This is a genomic window from Pseudomonas sp. ML2-2023-3 (genome assembly GCF_037055275.1).
Classification (GTDB): Bacteria; Pseudomonadota; Gammaproteobacteria; order Pseudomonadales; family Pseudomonadaceae; genus Aquipseudomonas.
In genome coordinates this window covers 201,966-223,364 of record NZ_CP146343.1, presented here as the reverse complement: position 1 = coordinate 223,364, position 21,399 = coordinate 201,966, and the positions used below count along the sequence as shown (strand labels likewise).

Annotated in this window: 15 protein-coding genes and 1 riboswitch; of the genes, 11 read left to right on the top strand and 4 right to left on the bottom strand. The window is 59.9% G+C overall.

Features of this window, described 5'->3' with window-relative positions:
* Positions 1 to 159 precede the first annotated feature (159 nt).
* The gene (locus V6P94_RS00955; RefSeq protein ID WP_016783272.1) at positions 160 to 492 is read right to left on the bottom strand and encodes a multidrug efflux SMR transporter; all 333 of its coding nucleotides are present in this window, start codon (positions 490 to 492) and stop codon (positions 160 to 162) included.
* A 145-nt stretch (positions 493 to 637) separates the two neighbouring features.
* Between V6P94_RS00955 and waaA the strand changes: the two genes are divergently transcribed.
* Positions 638 to 1,915 carry a lipid IV(A) 3-deoxy-D-manno-octulosonic acid transferase gene (gene waaA, locus V6P94_RS00950; protein ID WP_338648885.1) on the top strand — a complete coding sequence of 426 codons (1,278 nt, stop codon included), beginning with the start codon at positions 638 to 640 and terminating at the stop codon, positions 1,913 to 1,915.
* Positions 1,916 to 1,917: 2 nt separating this feature from the next.
* Here waaA and V6P94_RS00945 read toward each other — a convergent pair whose 3' ends face one another.
* Together V6P94_RS00945 and V6P94_RS00940 are read right to left on the bottom strand one after the other, a co-directional pair.
* Complete coding sequence (locus V6P94_RS00945; protein WP_338648884.1) at positions 1,918 to 6,597, bottom strand: dermonecrotic toxin domain-containing protein; 4,680 nt, start codon at positions 6,595 to 6,597, stop codon at positions 1,918 to 1,920.
* A 121-nt stretch (positions 6,598 to 6,718) separates the two neighbouring features.
* A complete protein-coding gene (locus V6P94_RS00940; RefSeq protein ID WP_133076668.1) occupies positions 6,719 to 8,155 on the bottom strand; it encodes a TolC family outer membrane protein in 1,437 nt (478 codons plus the stop codon).
* A 172-nt stretch (positions 8,156 to 8,327) separates the two neighbouring features.
* A riboswitch (TPP riboswitch) is annotated at positions 8,328 to 8,433 on the top strand.
* 154 nt (positions 8,434 to 8,587) lie between these two features.
* Between V6P94_RS00940 and thiC the strand changes: the two genes are divergently transcribed.
* Positions 8,588 to 10,477 carry a phosphomethylpyrimidine synthase ThiC gene (gene thiC, locus V6P94_RS00935; protein ID WP_326397242.1) on the top strand — a complete coding sequence of 630 codons (1,890 nt, stop codon included), beginning with the start codon at positions 8,588 to 8,590 and terminating at the stop codon, positions 10,475 to 10,477.
* Between the two features lie 141 nt (positions 10,478 to 10,618).
* Positions 10,619 to 11,890 carry a putative hydroxymethylpyrimidine transporter CytX gene (gene cytX / locus V6P94_RS00930; protein ID WP_133076666.1) on the top strand — a complete coding sequence of 424 codons (1,272 nt, stop codon included), beginning with the start codon at positions 10,619 to 10,621 and terminating at the stop codon, positions 11,888 to 11,890.
* A 44-nt stretch (positions 11,891 to 11,934) separates the two neighbouring features.
* Here the strand turns inward: cytX and V6P94_RS00925 are convergent, their stop codons facing one another.
* A complete protein-coding gene (locus V6P94_RS00925) occupies positions 11,935 to 12,681 on the bottom strand; it encodes an RsiV family protein (RefSeq protein WP_219262142.1) in 747 nt (248 codons plus the stop codon).
* A gap of 220 nt (positions 12,682 to 12,901) precedes the next feature.
* On the opposite strand from V6P94_RS00925, the gene V6P94_RS00920 reads away from it, so the two are divergent.
* The 8 genes from V6P94_RS00920 (at position 12,902) to parC (ending at position 21,245) form a co-directional block, all read left to right on the top strand.
* Positions 12,902 to 13,519 (top strand): NUDIX domain-containing protein, encoded by a 618-nt coding sequence (locus V6P94_RS00920; RefSeq protein WP_133076664.1) that lies wholly within the window; start codon positions 12,902 to 12,904, stop codon positions 13,517 to 13,519.
* Complete coding sequence (locus V6P94_RS00915; protein WP_133076663.1) at positions 13,510 to 13,962, top strand: DUF1249 domain-containing protein; 453 nt, start codon at positions 13,510 to 13,512, stop codon at positions 13,960 to 13,962. The genes V6P94_RS00920 and V6P94_RS00915 overlap by 10 nt, the downstream gene beginning before the upstream one ends.
* Positions 13,963 to 13,994: 32 nt before the next feature.
* On the top strand, positions 13,995 to 14,810 hold the full coding sequence (gene cpdA, locus V6P94_RS00910) for a 3',5'-cyclic-AMP phosphodiesterase (protein WP_133076662.1): 816 nt from the start codon (positions 13,995 to 13,997) through the stop codon (positions 14,808 to 14,810).
* A gap of 95 nt (positions 14,811 to 14,905) precedes the next feature.
* Complete coding sequence (locus V6P94_RS00905) at positions 14,906 to 15,514, top strand: YqiA/YcfP family alpha/beta fold hydrolase (RefSeq protein WP_133076661.1); 609 nt, start codon at positions 14,906 to 14,908, stop codon at positions 15,512 to 15,514.
* A 52-nt stretch (positions 15,515 to 15,566) separates the two neighbouring features.
* Positions 15,567 to 17,471, top strand: coding sequence for a DNA topoisomerase IV subunit B (gene parE / locus V6P94_RS00900; protein WP_133076660.1), 1,905 nt, complete (start codon positions 15,567 to 15,569; stop codon positions 17,469 to 17,471).
* Positions 17,471 to 18,451: an esterase-like activity of phytase family protein gene (locus tag V6P94_RS00895; RefSeq protein WP_133076659.1), complete on the top strand. Its 981-nt coding sequence runs from the start codon at positions 17,471 to 17,473 to the stop codon at positions 18,449 to 18,451. The genes parE and V6P94_RS00895 overlap by 1 nt, the downstream gene beginning before the upstream one ends.
* On the top strand, positions 18,448 to 18,969 hold the full coding sequence (locus V6P94_RS00890; protein WP_133076658.1) for a TIGR02281 family clan AA aspartic protease: 522 nt from the start codon (positions 18,448 to 18,450) through the stop codon (positions 18,967 to 18,969). The genes V6P94_RS00895 and V6P94_RS00890 overlap by 4 nt, the downstream gene beginning before the upstream one ends.
* A gap of 11 nt (positions 18,970 to 18,980) precedes the next feature.
* Positions 18,981 to 21,245: a DNA topoisomerase IV subunit A gene (parC, locus tag V6P94_RS00885; RefSeq protein WP_133076657.1), complete on the top strand. Its 2,265-nt coding sequence runs from the start codon at positions 18,981 to 18,983 to the stop codon at positions 21,243 to 21,245.
* The last annotated feature ends 154 nt before the right edge of the window (positions 21,246 to 21,399 follow it).

The following is a 21,399-nucleotide window of genomic DNA, read 5'->3' as shown; positions in this document are numbered from 1 at the left end:
AGTATACAGTCTGATCTTCAACCTGCCTTGACCTGTAAATACTCTATGGCAGACGCAACTTGCCTGGGTAGTCGCTGACGAGGAACGAAGGCTGCGAGCTCTTGATCTGGAAGAGCTCGCAGCCTTCGTTCCTCGTCAGCGACTACAGGGTGGGCTGTTTCAGTGCCCCGCAGTTTTCGAGAACAACTGGATCACCACCACCCCCAACACAATCAGGCCCATGCCGAGCATGGCAGGCACATCGAGCTTTTGACCGTAGATAAACAGTGCCGCGATGCTCACCATCACGATGCCCATGCCTGCCCACACGGCGTAAGCCACGCCTACCGGGATGGTGCGAACCACCAGGGTCAACATCCAGAACGCAGTGGCGTAGCCGGCAATCACCAGAACCAGAGGCAATGGCGTGCTGAAGCCCTTGATCGCTTTCATGGAGACGGTTGCAATCACTTCGGCGCAAATGGCGATGGCCAGATAGTAGTAGGCGTTCATGGTGGAGTCCTGAGTGTGGTGCGGGGCAATTTAACAGCTAGCCATTCTAGTAGTTGTGAAAGTGTGTAGTGCGTTCTGGTTGCGACAGGGCAAGGGCTATTCGGTGCCATCATCGTGAATACTTTTTCAAGTAAACTCCGTGCCCATGAATAGAACTCTCTACACCTTGCTGTTTCATCTGGGGCTGCCGCTGGTGGCGATTCGTTTGTGGCTGCGGGCGCGCAAGGCGCCAGCCTATGCCCGGCGCATTGGCGAACGTTTTGCCTTGAACCTGCCGGTCCTGCAGCCGGGCGGGATATGGGTACATGCGGTGTCTGTAGGCGAGAGCATTGCCGCTGCGCCCATGATTCGCGAGCTGCTCAAGCGTTATCCACAGTTGCCGATCACCGTGACCTGCATGACGCCGACCGGGTCCGAGCGGATCCAGGCGCTGTTCGCAAACGAGCCGCGTATTCAGCATTGTTACCTGCCCTACGATTTGCCGTGGGCGGCAGCGCGCTTTCTGGATCGGGTCAAGCCCAGGCTTGGCGTGATCATGGAAACCGAGTTGTGGCCCAACCATATCCACCAGTGCGCCAAGCGCGGAATCCCGGTGGCGCTGGCCAATGCCCGGTTGTCTGCGCATTCGGCCAAAGGCTATGCGCGGTTTGCGGGCCTGACCCGGCCCATGCTCGAAGAAATGAGCCTGATCGCCGTGCAGACCGAGGCGGAGGCTGAGCGTTTTCGGCTCCTGGGCGCGCGCCCTGAATGCGTTGAGGTCACCGGCTCGATCAAATTCGACGTGAGTATTGATCCTCAACTACTGGTCAAAGCCCGAGCGTTGCGTGAGCAATGGCAGGCGCAAGAGCGTCCGGTGTGGATTGCTGCCAGCACCCACGAGGGCGAAGACGAGATCGTGTTGTCGGCCCATCGTCAATTGCTCGCCAGTTACCCCAATGGGCTGCTGATATTGGTGCCGCGTCATCCTGAACGTTTCAATTCGGTATTCCAATTGTGCCAGCGCGAAGGGTTTGCCACCGTGCGCCGCTCAAGCGGTGAGCCGGTTGCGGCTCAAACCCAGGTGCTGCTGGGCGACACCATGGGTGAATTGCTGTTTTTGTATGCCCTGGCAGACAGCGCCTTTGTCGGTGGCAGCCTGGTGCCCAACGGCGGGCATAACCTGCTGGAACCGGCGGCGCTGGCCAAGCCCGTGCTGAGCGGGCCGCACCTGTTCAACTTCCTCGAAATTGCCGCCAAGCTGCGCGAAGCGGCAGCCCTGGAAGAGGTCGAGGATGCGCAAGGTCTGGCCCTCGCCGTGCAGCGCCTGTTTGAGTTGCCGCAAGACGCACAGCGCATGGCTGAGGCAGGCCTCAAAGTCATGCAGCTCAATCAGGGCGCCTTGCAGCGATTGCTCGACGGCCTGGCGCGCTTGATGGCGCGCTAAGCCTATTGGCCCACTGGCAGAAACCAGCGTTCTGCCAGTGCCCGGCCGATCTGGCCACGGTGGACGTTGACAATGGCTTGTCCGCTTTTTGCATTGGCCAGCTGCGACCAATAGCTGAGCGTGCGTTGTGCCTTGGTCTTCAAATGAGCCACGGTGTAGTCCTGCTTCGGGGTGTCGGCCTCGGCATAGTGAAAGTGGGCATACCACAGCGCCTCACCCTTACGGTCGTTGATTGCATACTCCTGGATAAAGTCCCTGCGCTCGCCCGTTAACTGGATGCGCCTGCCAAGACCGGCAATCTGGACCAGTTCCTGATCAATCAGGTACTGCAGGTTGCCGTGGGTCGGTGGCAGTTCCAGGCTCAACTGAATGCGCATGGCCTTGCCTTCACTCACCATCTGCTGCGCCGCATTGCGCATCCTGTTGACCAGGGTTTGATCGTCCTGCAGGCGAGCGTCGTCAGGCTGAGCTTGCAAGGCGACGTGCATTTCGGTGGCCAGTTTGTCGAGTTTTTGGGCCTCGTAGGTCAGCAGCTCTTCGACCTCCTGGGGGTGGCGGGACAGGGCCTTGTAGTTCCCGGCCTTGCGCAGATGACCTTCGAACTGGCTGAACAGCTTGCGCGCATCGCCCTTGATGACGTTGAGAGGCCGGGTGTGCGGTGCTGGTACGGGGTGATCGGCCTTGATCTCGACCCATTCGTCGCCATGCTGCAAGTAGGTCGAGAGCAGGTGTTTGTCGTAGTCGGAACGGACTTCAATGACCTCCTTGTGCCATTCGCTGTCGGCGGGTCTTAGCTCGCCAATCAACTTGCCTTTGCCTCGCACACTGATCATTTTTCTGGGTCGCACGCCCGCAGTCGAAGGTGTGCGTTTGCGTGGCTTCTTGGCTGGCGGTTGCGCCGGCGGCCTGATTTCGGCCGCCAGTTGGCGGGTGGCGTCCTGGTAAAGATCGGTGACCAGGGCAGATAGCTGGTTGAAGTATTCGAGGTTTAGTTCATCGCTGTAAACGATGCCAATTCCTTGCAAGGCATCCAGCGCCTGCCCGTAGCACTCCACCAGACTGCCCAGAATTTCGAGGCGCTTGCTGGTGTCGAACTCCAGGAGGTTGAGCTGGTTATGGGTGTTTACATGCTCTTTAAGCGGATCAATCGTGATGTCCAGAGTGCCCTCTACCATGCTGCCTGCCAAGGGCATGGAACTGGACAGTTTCAGGCAGTCCAGCTGAAAGCTTTTGAGACTCAGACTGGTGTGCGCGTCGGCGGGAATCTCCAGGGCCAGATTGCCGGCAACGGTGGCCCCGGCTTCGCTGAGGTTGAACAATTCTTCCAGGTAGTGGTTTCTTTGCTCGATGCGTTCGATGGTGGCCTGGTTGAGTGCCACCTGCTCATGCATGAACTGGGCGAAGCCTGCCCTATCGGTTTCTGCCGCCGCTTCCTGGCCGGGCCCCGGGGTGGTGAACTGCGCCCACTTTTGCATCAGTGCGCTCTGCTCGCCTGCCGAAATGGCCATGGAAAAACTGCGGTTGTCGAAGGACTTTTCGAGCAAGGACACCACGATGCTTTCGTGAAAGGGGATCTTGAGCTCAATGCGTTCCTGATTGCTGGCCAGCAATGCCTGGTAAGCGCTCAATTCGGCGTGCAGGGCTGTACTCAGTTTGTCACGCAGGCCGGCCAGTTGTTGCTCGGTGAAACGGGGGTCGGCGTTAGCGTTTTTCAGGGCCTTGTGAGTGATTTCAACGGCTCTTTGCAGAGGTATTTCCCGTGGGAAAAAATCTTTCAGATCATTGCCCAGCTGGGTTGTCCGCAGCGCCCTGTGTTGTTGAAAGGCGGCGATGCGCTTGGGCGGCATACCGCCCTGCAAGCGTAATCGCAGATCAAGCGACCAGTTGCCATGACGGTCTGATTGCAGGCTGGGGCCCGGGTGGCGGGGATCGGTGATGGACACGATGACCGCCGTTCCTTCGGGGTCGATATCGACGGCGTACAGGTTCTGGTCGATCAAGGCATGCCAGGTCCGGTCGATGTAATACAGTCCCTTGCGGGGGCCGTCGGGTTGTGCGGTCGGCAGCGCAGCGGGACGCGTCACCTTGAAGCCGGCCAGTCGTTCGCGCTGGCTGGGTGTCAGCTGATTGCGAGCATTGGCGAAGCTTAAATCCAGCACGGTGCTTTCTGCGTTGGGCAATTGGCCGGGCAGCGCCACGCTGCCGGAGATAACGCGAGGCGGCGCTGGCTCGGGCCAGACCTGCGGCACGCGCAGGGTTGTAAACGGGCGCATGGCTTGCGTCCGCAGCCCGGTGGGCAGTGTCGTGAGTACGCTGCGGGAACCGGGAGCCTGGTGAAGCAGCAACAGCCCGACGTTGAGCAGTATGTCGGCGGCGGCCTGCTCCCGGACGGTCGGGTCATTACTTGCGAGTGCAGGGATAGTCTGGCTGGCCAGGCCCATCAGGCCCAGCAACCCGCCCGTCAGCATCAGTGGCGCTGGCACTGCCGGCAGCATCAGCAGGCTGTTGAAAATCAGACCGCCACCCTCCAGCAGCGCGGCCCAGCGGCTTTCACTGTTGGTCACCGATTCTGCGTTGGCCTGTTCCACCAGAGCCCTGGCATTGCAGCCGTACAGGAACTGCATCAATTGGCCGTTGTGCAGGTATTGCAGCAACTCGTTGCTGATGCCGTCAACGGCGAGCAGCGCGGGCTTGGGCACTTCAATGGGGTCGTATTCGCTACCCAGGCCAAAACGTACAAAGTGGGGTTCCTTGAAACCTCCGTGGTCGTAGATCGGGCGGGCCCTGTCACTTAACCAGGTGATGACGCTGTTTTGCAGTTCCCCGGACTCGGCGATAGCGTCCAGCAAGGCGTCACGGGTGCTGAATTCCAGCAAGGAAGGGGCGTAGAGCGGGTGATACAGCACATGCGGGCCATGTTCAACGTTGGCGGGTTCAATGATGAACATGTTGTTGACGATGTCCGGCACCGCTTCGGGCTGTCGCACCAGCGCCAGGTGACGGATCACCACTGGCACGCCCTCGACCACGCGATCGGCGGCGCGGTTTTGCACCACCGCCGCGACATAACTGGCGCCCAGGGTGGTCATGGAGCCTTCTTGCTTGAGGCACAGTTCCAGGGCTTGGAGTGGCAGTTGCGCGCGCAGGTGCTCGGCGAACAGTTTTTCGCGCGCCTGGGCGTCGGGTGTGTTGCTCAGCAGCAAGCTTTCAAGGCGCTCGGGGTAGGCTTTGCCGATGTTGACCTGTTCAATCAGGCCGCCGCGTCGTGTGATGTAATCGGGCGTCAGCCACTGGGGAAGGTCCAGACCCAGATGGTGACGCACGCTCAGCGTGCCTTTGGGACGACCGATCAGGTTTTTCAGGGCCAGGTCGGTCAGGCTCATGGTCACGGGCTCCACGACACCCAAGGTGCCATAAGCCCCGGCGACTGTCAGAAAGGTCAGCTCGATTTCGTCGGGGTTCAACAGCTCGCTGATCGCGTGTACGGGCGTGTCCAGCTCAAATTGCAGTTGATCGGTCCGCATTTGTTGATGCAGCACATCGGCGGCGTACGCACGCAGCGTACTGATGTCGGACAGGTAGGTCCGGCCCTGGCTGGTTTTTTTCGCCGCGGCCAAGGCCAGGCTGTACTGGCGCAAGCGTGCCTGATCGGCAGCACTCGCGTTTTTCAGCCAGTCGGGCAAGTGTTGCTTGAGGGTTTCAAGGGTGTGCAGATTGGCTTGAGGGGCGGCGACAAAATAGCGGGAGGGCTCGGTGATATGCCTGTATACCGTGTCCAGCGCCTGCCAACCGACGCTGGAAGGCAGTTCAAGCAAGCCAATACTCTCCAGCTGCCGGTTAAGGAGGGCAGCGCTGGCGGCGTCGAATACATTGCCGTCGAGTTCATATTGTTCAAGACGGATTTCGTCAACGCTGAAGGACCGGCTGATCTTTCGGGCCCAGCCCCGGCCCAATGAATCCTGATTTCGATAGGTCAGGGTCTTGCCGTTGGCATTGCACACGAGTATGTGCTCCGGAGTCACCAGGACGATTCGTGAACTCATCCCGGAGCGGGTCACGCCTGCATTCACGAGCGTGGCTTTGAGCCAGTAAGCGTGAACAGCGTTTTGTGCGTGTTGACGGACACGCTCTTCAAGTTCGGGGGCGTTGATCACTTGGTTGATGGCCTCACGGGCTGTCTGAGGCAGGTCGGATTGCTGGAGGACGCCGATGCGCAGGGAGTCTTTCAGCACATCGCTGAGCCATTGCCAACGGCTGACGCCGGTATCCGCCGGCTCTGACCAAAAGTTGCTCAAAGCATTTTGCAGGCCAATGGGCAGGCGCCAGGTCAGCTCTTTGACCAGGCGCTCGATGACGCGCATATCCAGCTCGCCCTCTTCGGGCTTGAGCCAGTCGGGAGCGTCATCGGTCAGGTAGTAGGGTTGCGTGTTGATCGGGCTTAGATCCAGTTCGGCGCCTGTGCCCAGGTAATCCAGCACCTTGGGCACGAATGGCTGCAAGTCCCAGCCCCCTTGAGGCCGGGGGACGGCGAGGCGGGTGCGGGCCAGATCAATTTTGAGGGTGGGGTACTCTTGGGCAATGGCCGCCGCGAGCATTTGCCGGGTGACAGATTCAAGTGAGGGCGGGTTGGCGAATTGTTCCCGAACGGCGTTTTGTGCAGGGGCGAGGTGGGGCGTTGTCATAAGGGGGTTCCTTGAGAGTGCCAGAAGGTCACACGACCGGTGCCGTATTAACTTCTGGTGCTCACAAGGAGGGGTGGTAGCTGGATAGTTCTGTGAATCCCCCCCTGCGGGAGGGGCTGGCTCAATTGCCCGGTGAGCGCAAGTTGGCTTCGGCTGCTTTGGCCAGGTCGGGCGGCAGGAAGTCCTTGTCCGGGTTGTAGTCGGCCTTGAGGTAGCGCGACAGTGCGTCCAGGTCGCCAGGGTTCAAGGTTCCCGCTGCCTGCTTGAGGCGCAGGTTATCGAGGATGTAGTCATAACGGCTGTTGTTGTAGTCACGCACCGAGTTGTAGAGCTGGCGCTGGGCGTCAAGCACGTCGACGATGTTGCGCGTGCCCACCTGGTAGCCGATTTCCGTGGCTTCCAGTGCACTCTGGTTGGAGATGATCGACTGTTTGCGCGCCTGTACCTGCTCAACGTCGGTGTTCACCGCCCGGTGCAGGTTGCGGGTATTTTCGACCACCTGGCGACGCAAGGCTTCGCGCTGCTGTTCGGTCTGGTCCAGGCGCGAGTACGACTCACGCACTTGCGAGCTGGTCAGGCCGCCGCTGTAGATGGGGATGTTCAACTGCACGCCAATGCTGCGTTGCGACACGTCGCCGCCATAACGCTGGTTGAGGGCATTGGGGTTGCTCAAGCCAAAGGCGTCGTTGTCCCCGGTCTTGTACTGCGCGACGGCATCGAGGGTTGGCGCGTGGCCAGCCTTGCGCTGCTTGAGGGTTTCTTCGGCGGCATCGACCGCGTAATTGCTGGCCAGCAGGTTGAGGTTCTGCTGTGCGGCCGTGTCGACCCAGGACTTGGCGTCATTGGGCATCGGCGGCAGGATCGGCAAGGTGTGGCGCATGCCTTCAATCGCGTTGTACTGGCGGTTGGTCAGGGTGACCAGGGATTCAAAGGCGTCTTCTACCTGACGCTGAGCCAGCATCCGGTTGGCCCGTGCCGTGTCGTAACTGGCCTGGGATTGCAGCACGTCGGTCTTGTCCGACAGGCCCACGTCAAAGCGCTCCCGGGACTGGTCCAGTTGGCGCTTGAAGGCGGCTTCTTCGGCCTTGGTCGCGGCCAGCGTGTCCTGGGCGCGTAGCACCGAGAAATAGGCGTTGGCGCTCTGCAGGATCAAATTCTGCTCGGTGGCCGAGAGTTGCAGCGCGGCCTGCTCGTTGATCGATTCGGCGGCTTTCAACTGGAACCAGCGATCAATCCGGAAAATCGGTTGTGCCAGCGTGGCCTGGTACACCACGGCGCTGCGGGTGGTCGTCAGCGAAGGCTGGTCGATGGCGGTGCGCACATTACTCGACTCGGCGCCGCCGGACAGGTTGGGCAGCAAACCGGCGCGGGCCTGGGGCACCACTTCCTTTTGAGCCGCGTAATTGGCGCGGGCTGCAGCCAGGTCCGCGTTGTTGTCTACCGCTTCGTGGTAAACGCTGACCAACCCGTTTTGACTGGACAATGGGGCGGTTGTATCCAGAGCCATTGCGCTGGTCGCCCAAGACACGGCTATAGCCAGTGATAGTTTGCGCAGCATGAGCGATCCCTAGTTCAAGGTTGCGAAAAATAAGTGCCCGAGCCCGATTCGCGGTTTCAAGCCGTAGCGAGTGTAGTAGTGGTGGCACCTTGCAACAATGCCATTGTTACGCCTTTCATCACTGCATTAATTGTGGGATTGGCGTTCTGCCTCACTCTTGTCTAGACTGGCCGGGTTCTTGTCGGGGTGCCTTGCTATGAGGCTGAGATCGAATAATTTCGGATCCCGTTGAACCTGATCAGGTTAACGCCTGCGTAGGGAACAAGATTTCTCGTCTCCCGGCGAGTCCTCTTGAGTGCTGTCCGGGATCAATTGGTCAAAAAGTGATCAGTTGTTCGAGGCCGCCACTCAGCACCCAGTCCTTGGGTGCATCCGTACATTTTTCAGGTTCTCCCTCCGACAATCCGCCTGGATGCAGTCTGGAGAGCCGTGATGAGTACAAAACCAAAAAACGCGATCAACCTCAGTGATTCGGCCAAGGTCGATGAGCAGTCGGTCAAGCCGTTTACCCGCTCGCAAAAAGTCTACGTACAGGGTTCGCGCCCGGACATTCTGGTGCCGATGCGTGAAGTCAGCCTGGATATCACCCCCACCGATTTTGGCGGCGAAGTGAACGCCCCGGTATTGATCTACGACACCTCGGGTCCGTATACCGACCCGTCTGTGCAAATTGACGTGCGCAAAGGCCTGGGCGATGTGCGTTCGGCCTGGATCGATGACCGTGACGATACCGAGCGCCTGCCGGGCTTGAGTTCGAACTTCGGGCAAATGCGTCTGGAGGATGCAGAGCTGACCAAACTGCGTTTTGCCCACGTCAAAAACCCGCGTCGGGCCAAGGCCGGTGCCAACGTTACCCAGATGCACTATGCGCGTCAGGGCATCATCACCGCCGAGATGGAATACGTCGCCATCCGCGAAAACATGAAGCTGCAGGAAGCCCGGGCGGCAGGTCTGCTGGATCAGCAGCACCCTGGCCACAGCTTCGGCGCCAGCATCCCGAAAGAAATCACCGCTGAATTCGTGCGCGAAGAAATCGCCCGCGGTCGCGCCATCATCCCGGCCAACATCAACCACGTTGAGTTGGAGCCGATGATCATTGGCCGCAACTTCCTGGTGAAGATCAACGGCAACATCGGCAACAGTGCACTGGGCTCTTCGATTGAAGAAGAAGTGGCCAAACTGACCTGGGGCATTCGCTGGGGTTCGGACACGGTCATGGACCTGTCCACCGGCAAGCACATCCATGAAACCCGCGAGTGGATCATCCGCAACTCGCCGGTTCCGATCGGCACCGTGCCTATTTATCAGGCATTGGAGAAGGTCAACGGCGTGGCCGAGGACCTGACCTGGGAGCTGTTTCGCGACACCCTGATCGAACAGGCCGAGCAAGGCGTCGACTACTTCACCATCCACGCCGGCGTGCTGCTGCGCTACGTGCCGCTGACCGCCAAGCGTGTGACGGGCATTGTGTCCCGTGGCGGTTCGATCATGGCCAAGTGGTGTCTGGCGCACCACCAAGAGAACTTCCTCTACACCCATTTCGACGAAATCTGCGAAATCATGAAGGCCTACGACGTCAGCTTCTCGCTGGGCGACGGCCTGCGTCCGGGCTCGATTGCCGACGCCAACGACGCGGCCCAGTTCGGCGAACTGGAAACCCTGGGCGAGCTGACCAAGATTGCCTGGAAGCACGACGTGCAATGCATGATCGAAGGCCCCGGTCACGTGCCGATGCAGTTGATCAAGGAGAACATGGACAAGCAGCTGGAGTGCTGCGACGAAGCGCCGTTCTACACCCTCGGCCCGCTGACCACCGACATTGCACCGGGTTACGACCACATCACTTCGGGCATCGGTGCGGCCATGATCGGCTGGTTCGGTTGCGCCATGCTGTGCTACGTCACCCCCAAGGAACACTTGGGGTTGCCGAACAAGGATGACGTGAAGACCGGGATCATCACCTACAAGATTGCGGCCCACGCTGCCGACTTGGCCAAGGGCCATCCGGGTGCGCAGATCCGTGACAACGCCTTGAGCAAGGCACGCTTCGAGTTCCGTTGGGAAGACCAGTTCAACCTTGGTCTGGACCCGGACACCGCCCGCTCGTACCACGATGAAACCTTGCCCAAGGACTCGGCCAAGGTCGCGCATTTCTGCTCCATGTGCGGGCCGAAATTCTGCTCGATGAAAATCACCCAGGAAGTCCGTATCTACGCCGCCAACCAGCGCATCGATGCCATCGATGTAGATGTTGCGAAGGGCCTTGCCGAACAGGCCGAGCGCTTCAAGCAGGAAGGCAGCCAGCTGTACAAAAAAGTGTGATGTGAGCAGTTCCCTTGTGGGAGCGGGCTTGCTCGCGATGCAGACGTCACGGTCTTTGAGTGTAACCGTGTCGACTCTATCGCGAGCAAGCCCGCTCCCACAGGGCTTTCAGGCAACTCTCTATTTGTGAGATTCAACCCATTGAACACACCCAGTACCTACTCTCCCGACCTTGCTGTCCCTCAGGACCGGCGCGTATTCGGCGGTCGAGATCTGTTTTCCCTGTGGTTCTCCCTCGGCATAGGCCTGATGGTGTTGCAGACCGGCGCGTTGCTTGCGCCGGGGCTGGGCCTTTCGGGTTCATTGCTGGCGATTTTTCTCGGCACGCTGGTCGGCGTGTCGTTGTTGGCCTCGGTCGGTGTGATCGGCAGCGACACCGGGCTGTCGTCCATGGCCGCGCTGAAACTCAGCCTCGGCAGCCGCGGCGCCATGCTCCCGGCCGTGCTCAACGTGTTGCAACTGATCGGCTGGGGCTCGTTCGAAATCATTGTGATGCGCGATGCGGCCAGCCTGCTGGGTGCACGGGCCTTCAATGAAGGCAGCTGGTTGAGCAACCCCTTGATGTGGACGCTGTTTTTCGGCGCCCTGGCCACGCTGCTTGCGGTCAGCGGGCCTTTGACCTTTGTGCGCAAGGTCTTGCGCAAATGGGGCATCTGGCTGCTGCTGGCGGCTTGCATCTGGTTGACCTGGAATTTGTTCGCCAAGGCCGACCTGCCCGCATTGTGGGCACAAAAGGGCGATGGCTCACTGCCGTTTGCCGTGGGTTTTGACATTGCCATCGCCATGCCGCTGTCGTGGTTGCCGTTGATTGCGGATTATTCGCGCTTCGGCAAGCGCGCCAACAGTGTGTTTGGCGGTACGGCACTGGGCTTCTTTATTGGCAACTTCTGGCTGATGAGCCTGGGCGTGGCCTACACCCTGGCCTTTGCGCCGAGCGGTGAAGTCAATGCGCTGCTGTTGGCGCTGGCGGGGGCAGGCCTGGGAATTCCACTGCTGCTGATCTTGCTCGACGAGTCCGAAAACGCATTTGCCGATATTCACTCGGCGGCGGTGTCCGGCGGGATGTTGCTGCGTTTGAAAGTCGAGCATCTGGCCTTGGCTATCGGTGTGGTATGCACCTTGATCGCCTGCTTTTCGCCGCTGGCGCAGTACCAGAACTTCCTGCTGCTGATTGGCTCGGTGTTCGCGCCATTGTTCGGGGTGGTCCTGGTGGATCACTTTATCCTGCGCAAGCGCAGTGCCCGGGTCGCCCCGACCCTGATGCGCTGGACGACCTTGCTGGCATGGCTGGGCGGGGTGGTGACTTATCACCTGCTGGCGAACTTTATGCCTGATGTGGGCGCGACGTTGCCGGCGTTGCTGCTGGCGGGGTTGTTGCAGTGGGTGGCAGGGCGCTCAAAAGCGGTTGCATGATCTTGTGGGAGCGGGCTAGCCCGCTCCCACGGGAGATGGGGTGATTACCCGCGGCCCGGGAACCACTCGGGTTTCAGAATCCCGTTCAGGCGCGAGTACGGGATCTTCAGTTCAATATGACCTTCAGAGTACGGCGCAATGCTGTACACGTCGTATTTGAGGACCACGTTGTCCTTGAGTAATGCCACGTGCGGGGTTTTCTGGAACGGCCAGTTTTTGACGTATTCCGGGTCGCTGCTGTAATGGCTGTTGATCAACCAGTTGTTGTGGGCCACTTTTGCGGCCCCCCAAAAGGCTTGCTCCTGGCCCGGCAAGAGCATGTCCTGCAAGGTCACTTCTTTCTGCTCTTTACGCGAGTAGTTGATAAAGCCGCGCCCCGGCATGCCATGAGCGCCGCCGGTGTCCAGGTAGCTGGACAACTCGACAATCACCAGACCGTCATGCTCCTCGCGTACCTTGGCTTGCAAGTAGGTGCTGTTGCGGCTGTCGGCTGTGCGCAGGAAATGCTCGCGGTACGCGTTGAGCGATGGCGCCAGTTTGTCGTCGGGCGAGTTTACGGTCATCTTCAACAGGCGGTTTTCGATCAGCGCGTCGAGGTTGGGAGCATCGGCAAAGTGCAGGGTGTCGATATTCACCAGCGGGCAGTCCGGGCCAGTGCAGCCGGATTTGACCTGCTCCGAGGCGTCATTGGTAAACGCCAGCGGCTTTTGTGCCGAAGGTTGAAACACGCTTTGGCAAGCACCCAGGGTCAGGGCGATGCAAGTCATGGAGGCAAACTTTAAAAGCGACATGGTCGTCCTTCATCGTCGAAAGAAAGAGAAAATTATGGTGGTTCGACTGCCAGCATGGGCATCGGTTCGCCACTAAGCTTGATAGAGTCAATTAGAGTTGTTTTGCAGGCGATCCGTCTATCCCTGCGTCATAAAAGAGGCTGCATCCGCAGGTGCAGGCGCGTTAGGATGCGCGATGCCGAGGGCCACCCCGGTGAAATTCGCCAGTAAGGGGTTTGCAATGACTGACATCACCAAGGCCACGCCAAGTGCCGTTGAGATCGTAAAGCGCGAGAACGGTTATCAGGGTTTTTACAAACTGGACCGCGTGCACCTGCGTCACGAACTCTTTGCCGGTGGCATGAGCCGTGAGATCAGTCGTGAAGTGTTCGTGCGCCATGACGCGGTATGTGTGCTGCCGTATGACCCCCAGCGCGATGAAGTGGTGCTGATCGAGCAGTTCCGGGTCGGCGCCCTGGGCAAGACCCAAACGCCCTGGTTGATCGAGCTGGTGGCCGGGCTGATCGACAAGGCTGAAGTGCCCGAAGAAGTCGCTCACCGTGAAGGCGAAGAAGAGGCCGGTCTTGTGTTCTCGTCACTGTGGCCCATCACCCGCTATTTCCCTTCGCCGGGGGGCAGTACCGAGTTTGTTCACTTGTTTCTGGGGCGTTGCAGCACCTTGGGTGTGGGGGGCTTGCATGGGCTGGAAGAAGAGGCAGAAGATATTCGTGTAACGGTATGGGCGTACGAAGATGCGCTGCAAGCTGTACGTGATGGACGTATTTCCAATGCAGCGAGCATTATTGCCCTGCAATGGCTGGCGCTTAATCGCGCTGAAGTGAGGGGGTTATGGTCGTAAATGGGGTTCGCGATCGTTATCGAGTCGACCTGATCGGTTTGCAGGCTGCCTGCGAGGCCAACTATGCGCGCCTGATGCGTTTGTTGCCTGAAATGCGTGAGCAACCCGGCCCGCGCCGGATTGCCGTGACTCAGGGGGACCAGATGCTGGGCGTGCTGACGCTTGAGGTGATCCTCGATTGCCCGTACACCAGCACCCTGCGAATCCGTCAGGAACACAGCTTGCCGTGGTTGCCGGTGCCCGAGTTGCAGGTGCAGGTTTATCACGATGCGCGCATGGCTGAAGTCGTTGCTGCCGAGCACGCCCGGCGCTTTCGCAGCATCTACCCGTACCCCAACATCGCCATGCACCAGCCCGACGAAAAAGCCCAGCTCAATGTGTTTCTGGGTGAGTGGCTCAGCCATTGCCTGGCATGCGGGCATGAATACGCAGAAGTACGCTAGCCTTGAAATCAACACCCCCCGGGAGAGTCATCTTGCCGAATGTATCCACGCTGACCACCGAAGATGCGGTGCTGCTGGTGCAGCTGTCTGACAGCCATTTGTTTGCTGACGCAGACGGTTCCCTGCTCGGCCTCAAGACTGCGCAAAGCCTGCAGCAGGTGATCGATCTGGCTCGCGCCGAACAACCGCACATCGACGGCATTCTGGCCACGGGCGACTTGACCCAGGACGGCAGCGTCGAGGCCTATCAGCACTTTCGCAGGATGACGTCACCGCTGGGCGGCGTTGCCCGCTGGATCCCCGGCAATCATGACCAAATTGCGCAGATGCGCGAAGCGGCCGTGCAAAGCCGTCTGCTTGAGCCCGTGGTCGATATCGGCAATTGGCGCATTACGTTGCTCAACTCGGCAGTGCCCCATTCCACCCCCGGTTATCTGGAAGACGACCAGTTGCAACTGCTGGCGCAATCCTTGAGCGAAGCCCCCGAACGCCATCACCTGGTGTGCCTGCATCACCACCCGGTCTCGGTGGGTTGCCAATGGCTGGAGCCGATTGGTCTGCGCAATGCCAAGGATTTCTGGTCGGTCATGGACCGTTATCCACAAGCACGGGCGGTGCTCTGGGGGCATGTCCACCAGCCGTTCGATCAGCAACGCAACGGTGTCAGGTTGCTGGCATCGCCCTCGACCTGCATCCAGTTTGCTGTCGCCAGCCCGGACTTCAAGGTCAGCAACGAGGCCCCGGGCTATCGCTGGTTGCGCTTGCAGCCTGATGGCACGCTGCAAACCGGCGTGTCACGCCTGGCTGATTTCTCGTTCGAGCCGGATTACAGCGCCAACAATTACTGAAATATCTTGAAGCGAGTCATTGCCCCTGAGTCAGGCTAAACTGCGCGTCTTTCTTGATGCTGTGTTCAGCTTAATGTGTCTTCGGGGGTCATCGCATGTCGGGTTCCATCTTGTATATCCACGGGTTCAACAGTGCCCCCGAGTCCAAGAAGGCCACACAGTTGATCTCGGTGATGCAGCGCATGGGGCTTGCCGAGCAGCTGCGGGTGCCTGCCTTGCACCACCATCCGCGTGAGGCAATGGCCCAATTGCAGGCCGCAATCAGCCAGCTGGGCCGCCCATTGCTGGTAGGCAGCTCGCTCGGCGGCTACTATGCGACCTGGCTGGCCGAACAACATGGCCTCAAGGCCTTGCTGGTCAACCCGGCCGTCAGCCCGCATCGGATGTTCGACGGTTATCTGGGCACGCAGACCAACCACTACAGCGGCCAAACCTGGGAATTGACCCACGATCACGTCCAGGCCCTGGCCGAACTCGAAGTGGCAGCCCCCCAAGACCCGCAGCGGTATCAGGTGTGGTTGCAAACTGGCGATGAAACCCTGGACTACCGCTACGCTGAAAAGTACTACGCGGCGTGTACATTGCGTATTCAGGCGGGCGGTGACCACAGTTATCAAGGTTTTGCCCAGCAACTGCCTGATCTGTTGAATTTTGCAGGGATTGGCGCCGAACAGTTTCAAACCATCGACTTCGCGGCCCTCTGAGGCACCCGTCGAATGGCCCTTATTTTTCATTTACGACTAACGACGAGACCCTATGGCCACTCCCAGCGCTAGCTCTTATAACGCCGACGCCATCGAAGTCCTCTCGGGCCTCGACCCGGTGCGCAAACGCCCCGGCATGTACACCGACACCAGTCGGCCCAACCACCTGGCCCAGGAAGTCATCGACAACAGTGTCGACGAAGCCCTGGCCGGTCACGCCAAGTCGGTGCAAGTCATCCTGCACGCCGATCACTCGCTGGAAGTCAGCGATGACGGGCGCGGCATGCCTGTGGACATCCACCCTGAAGAGGGCGTGTCAGGTGTCGAGCTGATCCTTACCAAGCTCCACGCGGGTGGCAAGTTCTCCAACAAAAACTATCAGTTCTCCGGCGGCCTGCACGGCGTGGGGATTTCGGTGGTCAACGCGCTGTCGACACTGGTTCGGGTCAAGGTCAAGCGTGACGGCAACGAATACCAGATGACCTTCGCCGATGGCTATAAAGCGACCGATCTGGAAGTCATCGGTACGGTCGGCAAGCGCAACACCGGTACCAGCGTGTACTTCGCGCCGGACCCGAAGTACTTCGACTCGCCCAAGTTTTCGGTCAGCCGCCTCAAGCATGTGCTCAAGGCCAAGGCTGTACTGTGTCCGGGGCTGCTGGTCAGCTTTGAAGACAAAAACACCGGCGAAAAGGTCGAGTGGCATTACGAAGACGGTCTGCGCTCGTACCTGGTTGACGCGGTCAGCGAATTTGAACGCCTGCCCAATGAGCCGTTCTGCGGCAGCCTGGCCGGTAATAAAGAAGCCATCGACTGGGCTTTGCTGTGGCTGCCTGAGGGCGGTGACAGTGTTCAGGAAAGCTACGTCAACCTGATCCCCACGGCTCAAGGCGGTACTCACGTCAACGGTCTGCGTCAGGGCTTGCTCGATGCGATGCGCGAGTTCTGCGAGTTCCGCAGCCTGCTGCCGCGCGGCGTGAAGCTGGCGCCCGAAGACGTGTGGGAGCGCATTGCGTTCGTGCTGTCGATGAAAATGCAGGAGCCGCAGTTCTCGGGGCAGACCAAAGAGCGTCTGTCCTCCCGTGAAGCGGCGGCGTTTGTATCGGGCGTGATCAAGGATTCCTTCAGCCTGTGGCTCAATGCCAATCCCGAGCTGGGCATGCAACTGGCTGAGCTGGCAATCAACAATGCCGGGCGCAGGCTCAAGGCCAGCAAGAAGGTCGAGCGCAAGCGGATTACCCAGGGGCCGGCCTTGCCGGGCAAGCTGGCCGACTGCGCCGGGCAGGACCCGATGCGTTCTGAACTGTTTCTGGTGGAAGGTGACTCCGCAGGCGGCTCGGCCAAGCAGGCACGAGACAAGGAATTCCAGGCGATCCTGCCGTTGCGCGGCAAGATCCTCAACACCTGGGAAGTTGACGGCAGCGAAGTCCTGGCCAGTCAGGAAGTCCATAACATCGCCGTCGCGATCGGTGTCGATCCGGGCGCGGCTGACATGAGCCAATTGCGTTACGGCAAAATCTGCATCCTTGCCGACGCCGACTCCGACGGTCTGCACATCGCCACCTTGCTGTGCGCGTTGTTCGTTCAGCACTTCCGTCCGCTGGTGGACGCCGGTCACGTTTACGTGGCGATGCCGCCGTTGTACCGCATTGACCTGGGCAAGGAGATTTTCTACGCCCTGGACGAAGCCGAGCGTGATGGCATCCTTGACCGACTGGTCGCCGAGAAAAAACGCGGCAAGCCACAGGTCACGCGATTCAAGGGGCTGGGTGAGATGAACCCGCCGCAACTGCGCGAAACCACGATGGACCCAAACACCCGTCGCTTGGTGCAACTGACCCTTGAAGACTTCGCCGCCACGTCAGAGATGATGGACATGCTGCTGGCCAAGAAACGCGCCGGTGACCGCAAGACCTGGCTTGAATCCAAAGGCAACCTGGCGCAGGTGCTGACCTGATGCGCAGTGCCTTGCTGGGGCTGCTCTGGTTGGGTGCTGCGCCAGTAATGGCCAGCACCTGGCCAGAGTTGGTCATGCAGTCGGAGCATCCGGTAGAAGGCATGCGAGGTGGCAACCTGTCTGGCCTGGCCCTGTGCTCGGGTGAGTTGTGGGCGGTATCCGATCGTGATGACGATCAGATTTATCGTCTTGACCAGCGCTACCCCGAATGGAGCGCCGAGGCCCTGAACATCGATGTTCCGCCGCCGCCCGAAAGCGGTTTGCCGTGGGGTGTACGCATGATGGGTAAAGCCATCAGCCCGTTGCGCGGCGGCAATCTGGATTTTGAAGGCATCAGCTGCGACGACGCGGGCAACCGTTATGTGGTCAGTGAAGCCCATGCGGCGGTGTTGCAAGTTCCGCCGGCAGGCCCACCGGTGTGGCTCAAGATCGACCCTTCGCTGGTCCGTCAGGCCCGGGCCAGCGGCATGCTGCTGCATTTCAATGCGCTGTTTGAAGGTATCGCCGTCAACCCGCAGGGCAACCAGATATGGCTGGCGGCCGAGCGCGAGCGCCGCGGCTTGCTGACGATCCGCAAAAAGCAGAGTGTGTGGGACTGCGAAAACGGTTGCGTATTGATGAGTGAAGGGGGGCTTGAACAGGCGCCGCCACAACTCAAGGCCAAGGCGCAGCAAAAGGATTTTGCCGACCTGGCGCTGTTCGAAGGCAAGCTGTTCACCCTTGAACGCATGGCCTACCGCATTTGTCGTCGTACCCTGGACACAGGTGAAATCGAACGCTGCTGGTCGTTTGCCAACGATGCATTGACCGACAACCGGCTATACAACAGTGGCTATGGCAATACCGAGGCCTTGAGCCTGGATGCCCAAGGTGCCTGGATCGGCGTCGATAACGGCAACCATGTACGCGCCGATGGCGAAAAACGCCCCATTGTCTGGCGCTTTGCTGCCCCGCAAGGTGGCTGGAGTGCCAAGTCATGAGCGAGCAAGCGCCGGGTAAAGGTGTGGGTCGGGTCTTTATGATTGTGGCCTGGTGTGCCGGTTTGTATCTGGCCGCGCAGTTTTTCGGGCGCTGGGAACAGCGTCAGGAAAACCCCAACACCGAAGTCTCCTCGCAACAGGGCGAGGGTTATATCGAAGTCAAACTGCTCGGCAACGCCCAGGGTCATTTTGTTGCCAGCGGCCGGATCAACAACGTGCCGGTGGAATTTTTACTCGATACCGGCGCCACCGATGTGGCGGTGCCGATGGAGCTGGCCAGGCAACTGGCATTGCCCAAAGGTGTCCCGGTGACGCTGAACACTGCCAATGGTCGCACTCAGGGCTATCAGACCCGCATCGACCGCCTGCAACTGGGCGCCATTGTGCTGCGCGACGTGCGTGCAGTGGCTGCTCCAGGGCTCGAAGGCGAGCAAGTGCTGCTGGGCATGAGTGCGCTGAAAAAACTTGAATTTACCCAGCGCGGCGGCACCATGCTGCTGCGCCAGACAACGAATTGAATGAGGTCCGCATGAGCGACTCCCTTGATCTCAGCCTGGACGGCGTAGAACGCCGGTCACTGGCCGACTTCACCGAACAGGCCTACCTCAACTACTCCATGTACGTAATCATGGACCGGGCCTTGCCGCACATCGGCGACGGCCTCAAGCCCGTACAGCGGCGCATTGTGTACGCCATGAGCGAGTTGGGCCTGGACGCTGATTCCAAGCACAAGAAATCGGCGCGTACCGTCGGTGACGTACTCGGCAAGTTCCACCCCCACGGCGACTCGGCGTGCTACGAAGCAATGGTGTTGATGGCGCAGCCGTTCAGCTACCGCTACACCCTGGTCGACGGCCAGGGCAACTGGGGTGCGCCGGACGATCCCAAGTCGTTCGCGGCCATGCGTTATACCGAAGCGCGCTTGTCCCGTTATTCCGAAGTGCTGCTCAGCGAACTGGGCCAGGGCACGGCGGACTGGGTGCCCAACTTTGACGGGACCCTCGACGAACCTGCGGTTTTGCCTGCGCGCTTGCCCAATATCCTGCTCAATGGCACCACCGGCATTGCCGTGGGCATGGCCACTGACGTGCCACCGCACAACCTGCGTGAAGTTGCCAGCGCGTGCGTGCGCTTGCTCGATGAGCCCAAGGCCACGGTCGAGCAGCTGTGCGAGCACATCCAGGGCCCGGACTACCCGACCGAAGCTGAAATCATCACCCCCCGTGCCGACCTGCTGAAGATCTATCAGACCGGCCGTGGTTCGGTGCGCATGCGTGCCGTGTATCACATTGAAGACGGCGACATTGTGGTCACTGCGCTGCCCCATCAGGTATCGGGCGCCAAAGTATTGGAGCAGATCGCGGCCCTGATGCAGGCCAAGCCAACCAAGCTGGCAATGGTCACCGACCTGCGCGACGAGTCCGACCACGAAAACCCGTGCCGTATCGTGATCATTCCGCGCAATAACAAAGTCGATCTCGACGAGCTGATGCAGCACTTGTTCGCCGTGACCGAGCTTGAGTCCACGTTCCGGGTCAACATCAACATCATTGGTCTGGACGGCAAACCGCAACTGAAAAACCTGCGCGCCTTGCTGGTGGAATGGCTGGAATTCCGGGTCAATGTCGTACGCCGTCGCTTGCAGTTCCGCCTCGATAAAGTCGAGCGCCGCCTGCACCTGTTGGACGGATTGCTCACCGCCTACTTGAACCTCGATGAAGTGATTCACATCATCCGCACCGAGGAGCATCCCAAGGCCGAGCTGATTGCGCGCTTTGCCCTGAGCGAAATCCAGGCTGACTACATCCTCGACACGCGTCTGCGCCAATTGGCCCGCCTTGAAGAGATGAAGTTGCGCACCGAGCAGGATGCGTTGCGCAAAGAGCAAGCCAAGCTGAAAACCTTGCTGGGCAGCGAAACCAAGCTGAAAAAGCTGGTGCGTACCGAGTTGCTGGCCGATGCCGAAACCTATGGCGACGACCGTCGCTCGCCGATTGTGTCCCGTGCTGAAGCCAAGGCCCTGTCTGAAAACGAGTTGGTCCCGACTGAAGCCGTCACAGTTGTACTGTCGGAAAAAGGCTGGGTTCGTTGCGGCAAAGGCCATGACCTTGACGCAACCGGCCTGTCCTACAAGGCAGGGGATGGCTACAAGACAGCGGCCTCCGGACGCTCCAACCAGTTCGCGGTGTTTATCGACTCGACCGGGCGCAGTTACTCTGAGCCTGCTCACAAACTGCCCAATGCCCGTGGCCAGGGTGAGCCGTTGACCGGGCGCCTGACCCCGCCGCCGGGTGCGACGTTCGAGTGCGTGCTGTTGCCTGAAGACGATGCGCTGTACGTCATCGCGTCCGACGCCGGTTACGGTTTTGTGGTCAAGGGTGAAGACCTGCAAGCCAAGAACAAGGCCGGTAAAGCGCTGCTCAGCCTGCCTAAAGGGGCGCAAGTCATGCAGCCACGACCTGTGGCAGATCGCGAGCACAACTGGCTGGCGGCCGTGACCACGGAAGGTCGTCTGCTGATTTTCAAAGTCAGCGACTTGCCGCAACTGGGCAAAGGCAAAGGCAACAAGATCATCGGTATTCCCGGTGAGCGCGTGGCCAGTCGTGAAGAGTACGTGACCGACCTCGCCGTGCTGCCAGACAACGCCACGCTGGTATTGCAGGCGGGCAAGCGCACACTGTCACTCAAGGCTGACGACCTGGAGCACTACAAAGGCGAGCGCGGCCGTCGTGGCAATAAGCTGCCCCGTGGTTTCCAGCGTGTGGATGCCTTGTTGGTAGAAACGCCCAATTAAGGCTGTTTAGCGCCCCCGATCTGGGTTTTTACGCGCAGATCGGCGCGACAACGCTGGAGTCAGGTCCAATATTCGCGGATGATATGCCGCGTTTGCTGCACGGCTTATGGCAATGTGCTTGCGAACCTTTCGAGAATCACACTGTGGCTGGCCC